Genomic DNA, 13,535 nt, shown 5'->3' with positions numbered 1-13,535 from the left:
GAACGACCGTTCGTTAGCCTTCCAGCTTGGCCAGGTCGGCGCGCAATTCGTCGAACTTCAATTTGCCCAGATAGGTCTTCTTGACCTGCCCATCGGCGCCGATCAGCACGGTATAAGGCAGTCCGCCGGCCTTGTTGCCGAACTCGCGCGACAGTTCGGTGCCGCCCATGCCGCCCACATACAGCGGGTAGGCGATCTTGAGCTTGGACGCGAATTCGTTCATGTTCGATGGCGAATCGATGCCGATGCCGATGACGTTGAAGCTCTTGCCGCCGTCGTGGCCGGCCAGTTCGGACAGCTCCGGCATCTCCTGCACGCAAGGCGCGCACCAGGTTGCCCAGAAGTTAACCACCAGCGGCTTGCCGCGCCATTTGGCCAGCGGCTGCGGCGCGCCGGCCAGGTCGTTGAGCGATTGCGCGAACAGATTGTCCACGGCCGTATGCGGCTTGCCGCCGGTGGGGGCAATGGCCGTGGTGATCGGGGGAGGGTCCTTCTTGTTGATCGCGACCAGCGCGCCCATGATGCCGAACAGGGCGGCAACGGCTGCATACGCAGCCACGTGTTTCTTGTTCATCTATTTTTGTTCCAGTGTTTCGTCATTTGCCATCAGCGCGCGCAACCCGTTCGCGTCGATGCGCTGCGGGCGGCCGTCGGCGCGTGGCTTGAGTGCGCCGCGCAAGTCATGGTAATCGTATAACTCGGCGTGAATAGTTTCCTTATGCCACAGGAAGCTGACAGTTTCAACCGGGTCGTGGCGGCCGCCGCGAAAATGGGGCGTTTCCGAGATCTCTATATTGACGTTGCGGTTGAGCAGATAGATCTGCACTTCCTTGGCGCTGTCGGCAAACAGTTGCAGGTGGATCTCGTCGTGTTCGCCGGCGGTGCCATTGAGGACCGCGCCCGTCAGGTAGGGATGGAATTCGTCCAGCGCGTCCATGACCTGCAGCGCGGTTTCCCGCATCAGGGCCAGGCGCTCGGGCTGGCCGGCCACGCCGAACAGGGACAGGTATTTGCGGACCTCGTCCTCGATCTGGCTGTTGTCGGGCATCAGGTTGGGCGCGGGCTGGTCCACCCCCAGCACCTGGCGGGCGGCCTTGCGGCGGGCGGTGGCATAGTCGGCGCCATCCTGGGCGATCATGCGCGCCGCATTCGCAGCGATTTCGGCGCGCAACTGGAGTACGTCTGTGTTCGGTGTCGGCATGATGACTGAATCATACTCTTGAACGGAAAATGGCAGCGGGTCGGGTAGAATCGCGTATTCGTTTTTTCACCCTGCTATTTCTCCCACGATCATGCACATTCATATACTCGGCATTTGCGGCACCTTCATGGGTGGTCTGGCGGTCCTGGCCAAGGAAGCCGGGCACCGCGTGACCGGATGCGACGCCAACGTCTATCCCCCGATGAGCACCCAGCTGGAAGCCCAGGGGATCGAGCTGATCCAGGGCTATGGCCCCGAGCAGGTGTCGCTCAACCCGGACCTGTACGTGATCGGCAATGTCATGACGCGGGGGAATCCGCTGATCGAGGAAATCCTCAATCGCGGCCTGAAGTATGTGTCGGGCCCGCAGTGGATCGGGGAGCACATCTTGCGCGACAAATGGGTGCTGGCCGTGGCCGGTACGCACGGCAAGACGACGACCACCTCGATGCTGGCCTGGATCCTGGAAGACGCCGGCTATGCGCCGGGCTTCCTGATCGGCGGCGTGCCGATGAACTTCGGTATCTCGGCGCGCCTGCATGGCGACAAGCCGTCCGATTTCTTCGTCATCGAAGCCGACGAGTACGACACCGCCTTTTTTGATAAGCGCAGCAAGTTCGTGCACTACCACGCCAAGACCGCGGTGCTGAACAACCTGGAATACGACCACGCCGACATCTTTCCGGACATCGGCGCCATCGAGACCCAGTTCCACCACCTGGTGCGCACCGTGCCGGGCGTGGGCCGCCTGGTGGTCAATGGCGACGAAGCTTCGCTCGGCCGCGTGATCAAGCGCGGCTGCTGGAGCGAGAAGGAATTGTTCGGTTCCGCCGAAGGCACCAACTGGGGCCTGGTCGAGCATCCGGGCGGCGGCAGTTTCGATGTGCTCTTCAATGGCGACATGCAGGGCACCGTGCACTGGGACCTGACCGGCCACCACAACCGCTCCAACGCCCTGGCCGCGATCGCCGCCGCGCGCCACGTCGGCGTGCCGACCTCGCAGGCGATCGATGCGCTGTCGCGTTTCCAGAACGTCAAGCGCCGCATGGAAGTGCGCGGCACCGTGAACAACATCACCGTGTACGACGATTTCGCGCACCACCCGACGGCCATCGCCACCACCGTCGGCGGCCTGCGGCAAAAGCTCGGCACGACGGGCCGCATCCTGGCCGTGCTGGAACCGCGCTCGAACACCATGAAGCTGGGCGCGATGAAGGATGCGCTGCCGGGCAGCCTGAAGGACGCCGACCTGGTGTTCGGCTTCGGCAGCCAGCAGGCGCTGGGCTGGTCGCTGGCCGATGCCCTGAAACCGCTGGGAACGATCGCCCACAGCTTCGACCAGATCGACTACATGGTGCAGGCCATCGTGCAGGCGGCCGAGCCGGGCGACCATATCCTGGTGATGAGCAATGGCGGCTTTGGCGGCGTGCACCAGAAACTGCTGGACGCGCTGGCTCCATGATTTTGTATTTGCACGGCTTCCGCTCGTCGCCCAAGTCGTTCAAGGCGCGGGTGGTGCAACAGGCATTGGCGGACGCCGGCCGCGCGCATGAGCTGATCTGCCCGCAGCTGCCGGCCTCGCCGAAAGCGGCGATGGAGCTGGCGCTGCTGCTGGCCGGGCGGTATGCGCCCGACAACCTGGCCATCATCGGTTCCTCGCTGGGCGGCTTCTACGCCACCTGGCTGGCCGAGCGCCTGGGCGTGCGCGCCGTGCTGCTCAACCCTTCCGTGGATCCGACCCGCAACCTCGAACACCATGTGGGCGTCACCACCGCATGGCATTCGAGCGAGCCCTTCGAATTCCGTCCCGAATATATCGGCGAACTGGCCGACCTGCGCGTGGGCGAGATCACCCGGCCGGAGCGCTATTTTTTGCTGGCCGCGACCGGCGACGAAGTGCTCGACTACCGCGACATGGTGGCCCACTATCCCGGCGCGCGCCAGCATGTGATCCGGGGCAGCGACCATGCGATTTCCGAATTCCCGCAGTATGTGGAGGAAGTGCTCGCCTTCTGCACGGCGCCATTGGACATGGCGCAGTGAAGAGCGCGTCGCTGCGACTGGCGGCCTGGCGGCCCCATGCCGGCGCCGTGCGTGCCCCGGAGGCGATGCGCAGCTGGCTCACGACCGACGGGTCGCTGACGGCGCGCCTGGTGGCCAATAGCGACGCTTTTCGCGTGCGCCGGCTGCACCAGCGCGCCGCCACCTGCCTGGCCGACGAGGCGCAAGCGATCGGCCTGGCGCGTCCGGGGCGGGTGTGGGAGCGCGAAGTCTTGCTGGAATGCGACGGCAAGCCGGTGGTGTTCGGCCACACGGTGGTGCCCACGAATTGCACGGCGGCCGACTGGCCGCTGTTTTCGGCGCTGGGCGAACGCTCGCTCGGTACCACGCTCTTTTACGATCCGCTGGTGCGCCGCGGCCAGCTGGAATATGCGCGCATCCGCGCCGGCCATCCCTTGATGGGGCGCGTGCGCGACGCCCTCGGTGGGGAGTCCGACACACTTTACTATGCGCGGCGCTGCGTCTACCGCCGCCGTCAAGGCCTGCTGCTGGTCACCGAGGTATTCTTGCCTGCGGTACTGAGTCTCGCAGGCGCACCACAAGAGAACACGAAATAAGATGAATCTATTTTTTGAAGAATCGGGCGACTTCAAGGTCGGCACCGTATTGTCGCAGGCAGGCGAGGCCTACCAGGTCGAACTGGCCAGCGGCAAGCGCACCAAGGTCAAGGCCAAGGACGTGCTGATCCAGTTCGAGAAACCGGATCCGGAAGCGCTGCTCGCAGCCGCCAAGGGCATCGCCGCCGAAGTCGACCTCGACTTCCTGTGGGAGGTCGCGGGCCAGGAAGAATTCGGCATTCCCGAGCTGGGCCTGGAATACTTCGGCCACGCGCCGCTGCCGAGCGAGGCGGCCGGCCTGGTGCTGGCGCTGCACGGCGCCCCGGTCTACTTCCATAAAAAGGGCCGCGGGCGCTACAAGGCCGCGCCGGAACAGACGCTGAAAGCCGCACTGGCCGGCATCGAAAAGAAGAAGCAGCAGGCCATCGTGCAGGCAGGCTACGTGGAAGAGCTCAAGGCCGGCACGCTGCCGGCCTCGATGCAGCCCATCGTGCAGCAGCTGCTGTTCAAGCCGGACAAGAACACGATCGAGTACAAGGCGCTGGAGGCGGCCGCCAACGAGCTGCACACCACGGCCCCGCGCCTGATGCTGGCCACGAAGGGCCTGGGATCGCCCAAGGAACTGCACATGGCGCGCTTCCTGTTCGAGCACTTCCCGCGCGGTGCCGGCTTTGCACCGGTGGACGTGCCGGCGGCGCCGCTCGATTTGCCGCTGGCCGATGTCGCCGCCTTCTCGATCGACGACGTCACCACGACCGAGATCGACGACGCCTTCTCGGTAGTCAAGCTCGATGGCGGACTGGTACGCGTGGGTATCCACATCGCCGCGCCGGGCCTGGCGATCCGCCCGGACGACGCCATCGACAAGATCGCGCGTGCACGCATGTCGACCGTGTATATGCCGGGCGACAAAATCACCATGCTGCCGGACGAAGTGGTGGACGCGTTCACCCTGGCCGAAGGCAAGGATTGCCCGGCGCTGTCGCTGTACGCGACCATCAATCCCGAAGATTGGACCGTGGTCTCGACCACGACCCGCGCCGAACGCGTACCCATCAAGAGCAACCTGCGCCACAACGACCTCGATGCCCTGGTCAATGAAGAGACGCTGGCCAGCGGCGAAGGCGAGTATCCGCACAAGGAAGAGCTGGGCTTGCTGTGGAAGTGGGCGCTGGAGCTGGAAGCGGGCCGCATGAAGAAGCGCGAAGACTTTGGCCTGAAGCCCGAGCAGGCCAACCGCGTCGACTTCAATTTCTATGTCGAAAACGACGTGGTCTCGATCGTGCGCCGCAAGCGCGGCGCGCCGCTCGACAAGATCGTGGCCGAGCTGATGATCTTCGCGAACAGCACCTGGGGCAAGCTGCTGCACGACTCGGGCGTGCCGGGCATCTACCGCTCGCAGGGGCCGGGCGCCGGCGGCTGGGGCGCCAAGATCCAGGTGCGCATGGTCACGCACGCAGCACCGCACCAGGGCCTGGGCGTGGACCAGTACGCGTGGAGCACTTCGCCGCTGCGCCGCTACACCGACCTGGTGAACCAGTGGCAGATCATCGCCGCGGCCGAGCATGGCGTGACCGCGCCGCTGGTCGCGCCCTTCAAGCCGCGCGACGCGACCCTGTTCGCGATCGTATCAAGCTTCGACGCGGCCTACGCGGCCTACAACGACTTCCAGCAGAACATGGAACGCTACTGGTGCCTGCGCTGGCTGGGCCAGACCGGCGCCAAGCATGTCGACGCCGTGGTGCTGAAGGACGAGATCGTGCGCCTGGTGGACGTGCCGCTGGTGGTGCGCCTGGCCGGCATGACCTCGGTGGCGCGCGGCGCGCAGGTCAAGCTCGACATCGTGCGCTGGGATGAAGTCGACCTGGTGCTCGAGGCGCGCTTGCTGGAAGTGGCGGCCGCGGCGCCGGATGTTGAACTGGCGCTGGAAGAAGAGGAAGAGGGCGATACGGGCGAAGCCGCGGTGGCGGAAGCCGTCGAGGCCGAAGGCGTGGTTGCCGTTGTGACCACGGAAGAGGGTGGCGAACCTTCCACCGACGCCGGAACAGCCTGATACCCGTAGGGTGGGCAGGTTTCCTGCCCACGCGTCCAACTAGTGCAAGCGATACGCGAGATCGTTCTTTAGTTGAACGCGTGGGCAGAATCCGCCCACCCTACGAAGCGCGGCCGTCTCCCTGCCGGCGGTCACTGTTGCACCCACCCTCCACATTCCCCCCACGCCACCCGTTGCGGGTTAGAATGATTAGTCCCCGATCCAACAGCCCTCCCGGGCAGTGCAGCGCGTGAAGTATTTGCAGAACAACCGACCCTTGACGATTGCCCTAGGCGTGTCCGTGCTCCTGCACGCGGCGCTGCTGGCGGTGCGTTTTGCCGCCCCCGATGTGCTGCGGCAGCAGCCGGCCGATCCGGGCCTGGAAGTCATCCTGGTCAACGCCAAGCACGCCAACGCCCCCAGCAAGGCCGACGCCCTGGCCCAGGCCAACCTCGATGGCGGCGGCACGGCCGACGCGGGCCGCGCCCGTTCCCCGTTGCCCGACCTGCGCAAGGTCGAGAATGGCGAAAGCATCAAGGCCCTGCAGCGCCGCATCGCCGACCTCGAACTGCAGCAGCAGAACGTCCTGACCCAGGCCCGGCGCGCCGCATTCACCGCGGCGCCGAAAACGGAACAGGACAAGCCCGACCCGACCCGCACCGGGACCGACGCCTTCGACACCAGCCGCGCCATCTCGCGCGCGGCGGCCGAAGTCATCGAGCGCATCGAAGACCAGAACAAGCGTCCCAAGCGCACCCAGATCACGCCGAGCACGCGCCAGGTCGGCTACGCCATCTATTACAAGGAAATGCAGAAGCGCATCGAGGAAGTCGGCACGCTCAACTTCCCGCAGCAGGGCGGGCGCAAGCTGTACGGCGAACTGGTGGTCTACATCCCGATCTTCCAGGACGGTTCCATCTACATGAAGGATGGCGGCCCGCGCATCGAGCAGGGCTCGGGCAACCCGGCGCTGGACAAGGCGGCGCTGCAGATCGTGCGCCGCGCCGCGCCTTTCGGCGGCTTCCCGGCCAATATGCGCACCCAGGGCAAGGACGACTTGTGGGAAGTGATCACGCGCTTCCGCTTCACGCGCGAGGACAAGATGCAGGCCGAACTGCGCGGAGGCGCGCAGTGACCGATCGCTACTGCGTCATCGGCCACCCCATCGCGCACAGCAAGTCACCCGAGATCCACGCCGCCTTTGCGCGCCAGACGGGCCAGGACCTGGCGTATGAGCGCTGCCTCGCGCCACTGGATGGTTTCGCGGCCACCGTGCAGCGCCTGGTCGCAGAGGGTGTCAAGGGCGCCAACGTCACCGTCCCGTTCAAGATCGACGCCGCGCAGCTTGCCACGCGCCTGAACGAGCGCGCGCGCGCGGCCGGCGCCGTCAACACCCTGGTGTTCGACAATGGCGAGATCGTGGGCGACAACACCGACGGCCCGGGCCTGGTGGCCGACATCACCCGCAACGCGGGCGTGCCGCTCAAGGACAAGCGCGTGCTGCTGCTGGGCGCCGGCGGCGCGGCGCGCGGCGTGCTGCTGCCCTTCCTGCAGGAGGCCCCGCGCGAGATCGTGATCGCCAACCGCACCCTGGCCACCGCCGAAGCGCTGGCGCGCGATTTCGGCGGCCATGGCGTCCCGGTCAGCGCCGCCGGCTTCGACGCGCTTGCCGGCAGCTTCGACATCGTCGTCAACGCCACTTCCGCCAGCCTGTCCTCCAGCCTGCCGCCGATACCGGCGAGTGTTTTTTGCCCATCCACGCTGGCTTTGGATATGATGTACGGAAATAAACCGACCGTGTTCATGGCCTTCGCGGCACGCCACGGCGCCGCCACCCGCGACGGCCTGGGCATGCTGGTGGAGCAGGCGGCCGAAGCCTTCGCCCTCTGGCGCGGGGTACGGCCCGACACGACTGACGTCCTGAAGCAGATGCGACCATAACAACAATGAGCAAAACGCGTAAGTCCGGCGCCCCGCGCCGCTGGGTCAAGTGGATCTTCCTCGGCCCGCTCCTGCTGGTCTTCCTGGTCCAGCTCTACTTCTTCCTGATGGTCTGCTGGTACGCCTATGTCGATCCCGGCTCGACCAGCTTCATGCGTCAACAGCTGTCGGAACTGCGCGAAAAGAATCCGGACGCGAAGCTCAAGCACCAGTGGGTGCCCTACGAGCGCATCTCGACCAATCTGAAGCGCGCCGTGGTGGCCTCGGAAGATTCGGGCTTCGCCGCGCACGGCGGCGTCGATTGGGAAGCGCTGGAAAAGGCCTATGAACGCAACAACCGCCGCAGCAAGGTGGTGGGCGGGGGCTCGACCATCACCCAGCAGCTGGCCAAGAACCTGTTCCTGTCCGGTTCGCGCAGCTACCTGCGCAAGGGCCAGGAAATGATCATCGCCTTCATGCTCGAGACGGTGATGAGCAAGCGCCGCATCCTCGAGGTCTACCTCAACGTGGTGGAGTATGGCCGCGGCGTGTTCGGCGCCGAAGCGGCGGCGCGCCACTACTTCCGCACCTCGGCGGCCAACCTGTCGGCCTCCCAGGCCGCGCGCCTGGCGGTGATGCTGCCGAACCCGCGCTACTACGACAAGCACCGTTCCACCAACTACCTGGTGCGCCGCACGGCGCTGATCCAGCGCCGGATGCGCTTCGCCGACCTGCCCTGAGGCCCACCCGGGATGAAAGTTTCGTGACGGGGTGGCCGCGGCCAAGCCTGTCGGTTACACTTGCGGAAATTTTCGAATCCCGGCCGAGAAAAGCGCATGATCAACGTATTTGTCCTCCAGAATGGCCGACTGAACCAGGTAGGCGTCGACACGCGCGAAGACCTGGAAAACGTGGTCCCGGTCTGGGTCGACCTGACCGATCCGACCGAGGAAGAGCGCACCCTGGTCAAGGCGACCTATGGGGTGACGCTGCCGGGCGAGGACGAAGTCCAGGACATCGAGGCCTCGGCCCGCTACTACGAAGCCGAGAACGGCGACCTGCACCTGCGCACCGACTTCCTGCTGGAAGAAGAAGACGGCCCGTCGCGCGTGGTGACGGTGGCCTTCATCCTGTCCGGGAAAATCCTGTTTTCGGTCCATAACGACGACCTGCCGGTGTTCCGCCTGGTGCGCCTGCGCGCACGCTCGCGTCCCGGCTCGATCGAAGACTACATGGACGTGCTGCTCGACCTGTACGCCACCGACGCCGAGTATTCGGCCGACGCGCTCGAGGGCATCTACGAAGCGCTGGAAGAAGTCTCGACCCGCGTGCTGCAGAAAGAATTCACCGACCAGGACGCGGCTGCCGCGCTGAACTCGATCGCGCACGAGGAAGACTTGAACGGCCGGATCCGCCGCAACATGATGGACACGCGCCGCGCGGTCAGCTTCCTGATGCGCGGCCGCCTGCTCAACGCCGACCAGTTCGAAGAAGCGCGCCAGATTTTGCGCGACATCGAGTCGCTCGACGGCCACACCTCCTTCCTGTTCGACAAGGTGAACTTCCTGATGGACGCCACCGTCGGTTTCATCAACATTAACCAGAACAAGATCATCAAGATGTTCTCGGTGGCGTCGGTCGCCTTCCTGCCGCCGACCCTGATCGCCAGCGTCTACGGCATGAACTTCCGGCGCCTGCCCGAGCTGAACTGGACCTTCGGCTATCCGTTCGCCATCGGCCTGATGGTGATCTGCAGCGCCGCACCGCTGTGGTATTTCTACCGCCGGGGATGGCTGCGCTGATTGAAAGAATATTTCAAAAGAAAACGGGCGATGAAATAAAATTTCATCGCCCGTTTTCTCTTCATGGGACGGCGCGGCCGTCCGGCCAGTTTCAACCGATACGCTGGAACACCCGGCGCGCGGCCTCGATGGTCTCGTCGATCACCGCATCGCTGTGCTGGGCCGAGACGAAGCCCGCCTCGAACATCGCCGGCGCAAAATACACGCCTTCCTCCAGCATGCCGTGGAAGAAGCGGTTGAAACGCTCCTTGTCGCCGGCCATCATCTGGCCATAGGTCGACGGCACATTGTGCGAGAAGTAGAAACCGAACATGCCGCCCACCGCGTCGCCGCAGAAGGGGATGCCGGCTTCCTTCGCCGCCCGGGTCAAGCCGTCGACCAGGCGCTCGCTTGCTGCGCCGAGGCGATCGTAGAAGCCCGGCTCCTGCACCAGCTTCAGCGTGGTCATGCCAGCGGCCACCGCCACCGGGTTGCCCGACAGGGTGCCCGCCTGATAGACCGGGCCCAGCGGCGCCATCTTCTGCATCAGCTCCGCGCGTCCGCCAAAGGCCGCCACCGGCAGGCCGCCGCCGATGACCTTGCCCAGCGCGGTCAGGTCCGCGTTGATGCCATACATTTCCTGCGCCCCGCCGAGACCCACGCGGAAGCCGCACATGACTTCGTCGAAGATCAGCACGGCGCCGTGCTCGGTGCACAGCTCGCGCATGCGGGTCAGGAATTCCGGCGTGGCGCGGATCAGGTTCATGTTGCCGGCCACCGGCTCGACGATCACGCAGGCGATGGTGTCGCCCATCGACTCGAACGCGTCTTCCAGCTGCGGCACGTTGTTGTAGTCCAGGACCAGGGTGTGCTTGACGAAGTCTTCCGGCACGCCGCTTGACGTCGGGTTGCCGAAGGTGAGCAGGCCGCTGCCGGCCTTGACCAGCAGCGAATCGGCGTGGCCGTGGTAGCAGCCTTCGAACTTGACGATCTTGTCGCGGCCGGTGGCGCCGCGCGCCAGGCGCAGGGCGCTCATGGTCGCTTCGGTGCCCGAGGAGACCAGGCGCACCTGCTCGATCGACGGCATGATCTTGCAGATTTCCTCGGCCATCTCGATCTCGCCCTGGGTTGGGGCGCCGAATGACAGGCCATTGGCCGCCGCATCCTGCACCGCCTTGATCACCTGCGGGTGGGCGTGGCCGACGATGGCCGGGCCCCAGGAGCCGATGTAGTCGATGTAGCGCTTGCCGTCCGCGTCCCAGAAATAAGGGCCTTCGGCGCGGGTGATGAAGCGCGGCGTGCCGCCTACCGAGCGGAAGGCGCGTACCGGGGAGTTGACGCCGCCCGGGGTGGTTTGCTGGGCGCGGGCGAACAGGATGTCGTTCTTCGAGGTGCTGGAATCAAGAGTCATTGATGGATGCCGGGCCGTGCCGGCCCTGGAAGTATTTATTGGGGATGAACTTGCCCATGCCGAAGCGCTGGGCGTGTTCGAGGGTGCCGGTGGTGTATTCCTGCGCGGCGAACAGGGCCTGCCTGGCATCCATGCCGCGCGCCATCAGGGCCGTGAACGCGGCCGAATAGGTATTGCCCGCGCCGATGAAGGGGCCGGGCAGGGTTTTCCATTCCACGCGCGCGGCTTCGCCGTCGGCGTCGAACAGGGTATTGGAGCAGGCGCCGTACTCGTCGCGGGTGCCGGTGACCAGCACGTACTGGCAGCCGGCGGTGGTCAGTTCGGCCACGTCTTCCAGCAGCGAGCCTTCGCCGCCGTCGCGCCAGGTCTCGGCCATGCGGCCCAGCTCCGACTGCGACAGGATCAGCACCGTGGTCTGCGGCGCCAGGATCGAGCGGATCGCCGACAGCATCTCTTCGTCGGCCAGGCCCGAGTCGGGCAGGGCGGTGAGGAAAGGATCGAGGATCAGGGGGGCGTCCGGGTAGTCCGAGACGATTTCGGCAATCGCCGCCAGCTGCAGCACGGTGGCGACCGCGCCGACCTTGAAGGCCGCCACCGGCATGTCTTCGAGCAGGACCCGGGCCTGGTCGGCCATCCAGTCGCTGTCGACTTCATGCAGGTTCTCGACCTTGGCGCTGTCGGCCACCAGGATGCCGGCGACCACCGACAGGCCATGGCATCCATGCACGGCAAAGGCAGCCAGGTCGGACTGGACACCAAGTGCACCGACCGGGTCGGACACGCCGAAAGTCAGGATGAGGGGTAGCGGTTGGCTTTGCACGACGGGTAGATTAAGATACTTGATCTCCCATTTTACTAGATACAAGGAACAAAACCGTGAGTACTGATTCGACAGCGCCTTTTGAGACCTGGATGTGCCTGATCTGTGGCTGGGTCTACGACGAAGCTGCTGGCGCCCCGGAAGACGGCATTGCGCCGGGCACCCGTTGGGCCGACGTACCGATGAACTGGACCTGTCCCGAGTGCGGAGCGCGCAAGGACGACTTCGAGATGACCGCTATCTAACAAGGCGGCGGCAGCGTGTCTTTTTGCCTAGTTGACACGCTGCAACACTTCACGCACAAGGGATAAGGCCTGTGCTATCGTGGCGCTTCATGCCGAAGTGAAACGAAAATGACGACATCGCCGCAACCGACCGGCCCCTGCATCATGGTCATCGACGACAGCAGCACGATCCGCCGCTCCGCCGAAATCTTCCTGAGCCAGGCAGGCTACGAGGTCGTGCTGGCGATCGATGGTTTCGATGCGCTCGCCAAGATCAACGACCATCACCCTGCGCTGGTATTCTGCGACATCCTGATGCCGCGCCTGGATGGTTACCAGACTTGCGCGCTGATCAAGAAGAGCGCGCGCTTCCATGCGACGCCGGTACTGATGCTCTCGTCCAAGGACGGCCTGTTCGACCGCGCGCGCGGCGCGATGGTCGGCGCCTCGGCCTACCTCACCAAACCCTTTTCCAAAGACAGCCTGCTGGCTGCCGTGCGCGAACACACGGCCGTCAGCGCCTGATATTGACCGAAATCCCGGAGCCCCACGTGGCCATACACAAGATCCTGATCGTCGACGATTCCCCGACCGAGCGTTTTTACCTGACCGATGTCCTGGTCAAGCATGGCTATACCGTCACCACCGCCGTCAACGGCGAGGAAGCGATCGACAAGATCCGCGCCGAGCGCCCGCAGCTGATCCTGATGGACGTGGTCATGCCCGGCGCGAACGGCTTCCAGGTGACGCGCGCGATCGGACGCGATCCGGAACTGGCTGCGATCCCCGTCATCATCTGCAGCAGCAAGAACCAGGAAACCGACCGCATCTGGGGCATGCGCCAGGGCGCCAGGGATTACCTGGTCAAGCCGGTCAACCCGGCGCTGCTGCTGGCCAGCATCGCCGCGCTCGACGAGCAGGCTGCCGCGGCCGCAGCACCGGCCGCCGCCGCCGCATGACCGCGGGCGAAGCCCGGCCGGACGCCGACGACGCGCGCAGCACCCGCCTGCGCGCCTACCAGGAACAGCTCCTCGAGCGCATGCAGGCCGCGAAAAGCGGTACCGGCGCGCCGATCCAGCAACTGGGCATGCAGATCGGTGCGACCCGCTACCTGCTCGACCTGCTCGAAGCCGGCGAAATCGTCGCGCCCGTACCGCCCGCACGCGTGCCCCTGACCCAGCCCTGGTACCTGGGACTGGCCAACGTGCGCGGCACCCTGGTCGGCGTGATCGACCTGGCGCGCTACCTCGGCGCGGAAGTGCCGGCGAGCGCAGGGCCGGGCGCGCGCCTTGTCACCTTCGCGCCTTCGCTGGGCTTCAATTGCGCCCTGCTGGTCGACCGCGTGTACGGCCTGCGCCAGGCGAGCAGCATGCAGCGCGACGGCGAGTCCCTGCGCGACACCGACAACATCTTCTGGACGCCGCTCTCGCTGGCGGCGCTGGTGCGGGAAGAACGCTTCCTGCACGTGGCGCAGCAACCAGACCATCAATAAGCTGCACCAGGAGCAGGTATGGGATTCGTCTCGAAA

16 protein-coding genes are annotated in these 13,535 nt (G+C 65.4%); 12 read left to right on the top strand and 4 right to left on the bottom strand.

The genetic code is table 11. The features are described from left to right. Positions 1-13: 13 nt before the first annotated feature. The gene (locus tag AC3XQU_RS02155) at positions 14-574 is read right to left on the bottom strand and encodes a TlpA family protein disulfide reductase (RefSeq protein ID WP_489872476.1); all 561 of its coding nucleotides are present in this window, start codon (positions 572-574) and stop codon (positions 14-16) included. Beyond that, a complete protein-coding gene (locus AC3XQU_RS02150) occupies positions 575-1,201 on the bottom strand; it encodes a hypothetical protein (RefSeq protein WP_489872475.1) in 627 nt (208 codons plus the stop codon). Between the two features lie 91 nt (positions 1,202-1,292). Here AC3XQU_RS02150 and mpl point away from each other — a divergent pair, with 91 nt between their 5' ends. The 8 genes from mpl to corA all read left to right on the top strand — a co-directional run bounded on the left by mpl (position 1,293) and on the right by corA (position 9,573). Continuing rightward, the gene (gene mpl / locus AC3XQU_RS02145; protein WP_489872474.1) at positions 1,293-2,663 is read left to right on the top strand and encodes a UDP-N-acetylmuramate:L-alanyl-gamma-D-glutamyl-meso-diaminopimelate ligase; all 1,371 of its coding nucleotides are present in this window, start codon (positions 1,293-1,295) and stop codon (positions 2,661-2,663) included. Next, positions 2,660-3,244 (top strand): YqiA/YcfP family alpha/beta fold hydrolase, encoded by a 585-nt coding sequence (locus tag AC3XQU_RS02140; protein WP_489872473.1) that lies wholly within the window; start codon positions 2,660-2,662, stop codon positions 3,242-3,244. Before mpl ends, AC3XQU_RS02140 begins: the two co-directional genes overlap by 4 nt. Beyond that, positions 3,241-3,819 (top strand): chorismate--pyruvate lyase family protein, encoded by a 579-nt coding sequence (locus AC3XQU_RS02135; RefSeq protein WP_489872472.1) that lies wholly within the window; start codon positions 3,241-3,243, stop codon positions 3,817-3,819. The genes AC3XQU_RS02140 and AC3XQU_RS02135 overlap by 4 nt, the downstream gene beginning before the upstream one ends. Position 3,820: 1 nt before the next feature. After that, positions 3,821-5,872 carry a ribonuclease catalytic domain-containing protein gene (locus tag AC3XQU_RS02130; RefSeq protein ID WP_489872471.1) on the top strand — a complete coding sequence of 684 codons (2,052 nt, stop codon included), beginning with the start codon at positions 3,821-3,823 and terminating at the stop codon, positions 5,870-5,872. Between the two features lie 229 nt (positions 5,873-6,101). Next, positions 6,102-6,986, top strand: coding sequence for a TonB C-terminal domain-containing protein (locus AC3XQU_RS02125; protein ID WP_489872470.1), 885 nt, complete (start codon positions 6,102-6,104; stop codon positions 6,984-6,986). Beyond that, positions 6,983-7,792 carry a shikimate dehydrogenase gene (aroE, locus tag AC3XQU_RS02120; protein ID WP_489872469.1) on the top strand — a complete coding sequence of 270 codons (810 nt, stop codon included), beginning with the start codon at positions 6,983-6,985 and terminating at the stop codon, positions 7,790-7,792. The genes AC3XQU_RS02125 and aroE overlap by 4 nt, the downstream gene beginning before the upstream one ends. A 5-nt stretch (positions 7,793-7,797) precedes the next feature. After that, a complete protein-coding gene (mtgA, locus tag AC3XQU_RS02115; RefSeq protein WP_489872468.1) occupies positions 7,798-8,511 on the top strand; it encodes a monofunctional biosynthetic peptidoglycan transglycosylase in 714 nt (237 codons plus the stop codon). Positions 8,512-8,607: 96 nt separating this feature from the next. Next, positions 8,608-9,573 carry a magnesium/cobalt transporter CorA gene (gene corA / locus AC3XQU_RS02110; RefSeq protein WP_171083169.1) on the top strand — a complete coding sequence of 322 codons (966 nt, stop codon included), beginning with the start codon at positions 8,608-8,610 and terminating at the stop codon, positions 9,571-9,573. 91 nt (positions 9,574-9,664) lie between these two features. On the opposite strand, the gene hemL is transcribed toward corA, so the two are convergent. Together hemL and thiD are read right to left on the bottom strand one after the other, a co-directional pair. Then, positions 9,665-10,963, bottom strand: a complete 1,299-nt coding sequence (hemL, locus tag AC3XQU_RS02105) for a glutamate-1-semialdehyde 2,1-aminomutase (protein WP_489872467.1) — start codon at positions 10,961-10,963, stop codon at positions 9,665-9,667. Next, the gene (gene thiD / locus AC3XQU_RS02100) at positions 10,953-11,783 is read right to left on the bottom strand and encodes a bifunctional hydroxymethylpyrimidine kinase/phosphomethylpyrimidine kinase (RefSeq protein WP_489872466.1); all 831 of its coding nucleotides are present in this window, start codon (positions 11,781-11,783) and stop codon (positions 10,953-10,955) included. Before thiD ends, hemL begins: the two co-directional genes overlap by 11 nt. A 92-nt stretch (positions 11,784-11,875) precedes the next feature. Here thiD and AC3XQU_RS02095 point away from each other — a divergent pair, with 92 nt between their 5' ends. From AC3XQU_RS02095 to AC3XQU_RS02080, 4 genes are all read left to right on the top strand, one after another. Then, a complete protein-coding gene (locus tag AC3XQU_RS02095; RefSeq protein WP_036170087.1) occupies positions 11,876-12,028 on the top strand; it encodes a rubredoxin in 153 nt (50 codons plus the stop codon). 108 nt (positions 12,029-12,136) lie between these two features. Beyond that, positions 12,137-12,532 carry a response regulator gene (locus AC3XQU_RS02090; protein ID WP_489872465.1) on the top strand — a complete coding sequence of 132 codons (396 nt, stop codon included), beginning with the start codon at positions 12,137-12,139 and terminating at the stop codon, positions 12,530-12,532. A gap of 26 nt (positions 12,533-12,558) precedes the next feature. Beyond that, a complete protein-coding gene (locus tag AC3XQU_RS02085; protein ID WP_489872464.1) occupies positions 12,559-12,966 on the top strand; it encodes a response regulator in 408 nt (135 codons plus the stop codon). Next, positions 12,963-13,499 carry a chemotaxis protein CheW gene (locus AC3XQU_RS02080; protein WP_489872463.1) on the top strand — a complete coding sequence of 179 codons (537 nt, stop codon included), beginning with the start codon at positions 12,963-12,965 and terminating at the stop codon, positions 13,497-13,499. Before AC3XQU_RS02085 ends, AC3XQU_RS02080 begins: the two co-directional genes overlap by 4 nt. The last annotated feature ends 36 nt before the right edge of the window (positions 13,500-13,535 follow it).

It is taken from the genome of Telluria sp. AZSoR62 (assembly GCF_058111565.1).
This window is presented reverse-complemented; position numbering and strand designations above follow the sequence as displayed.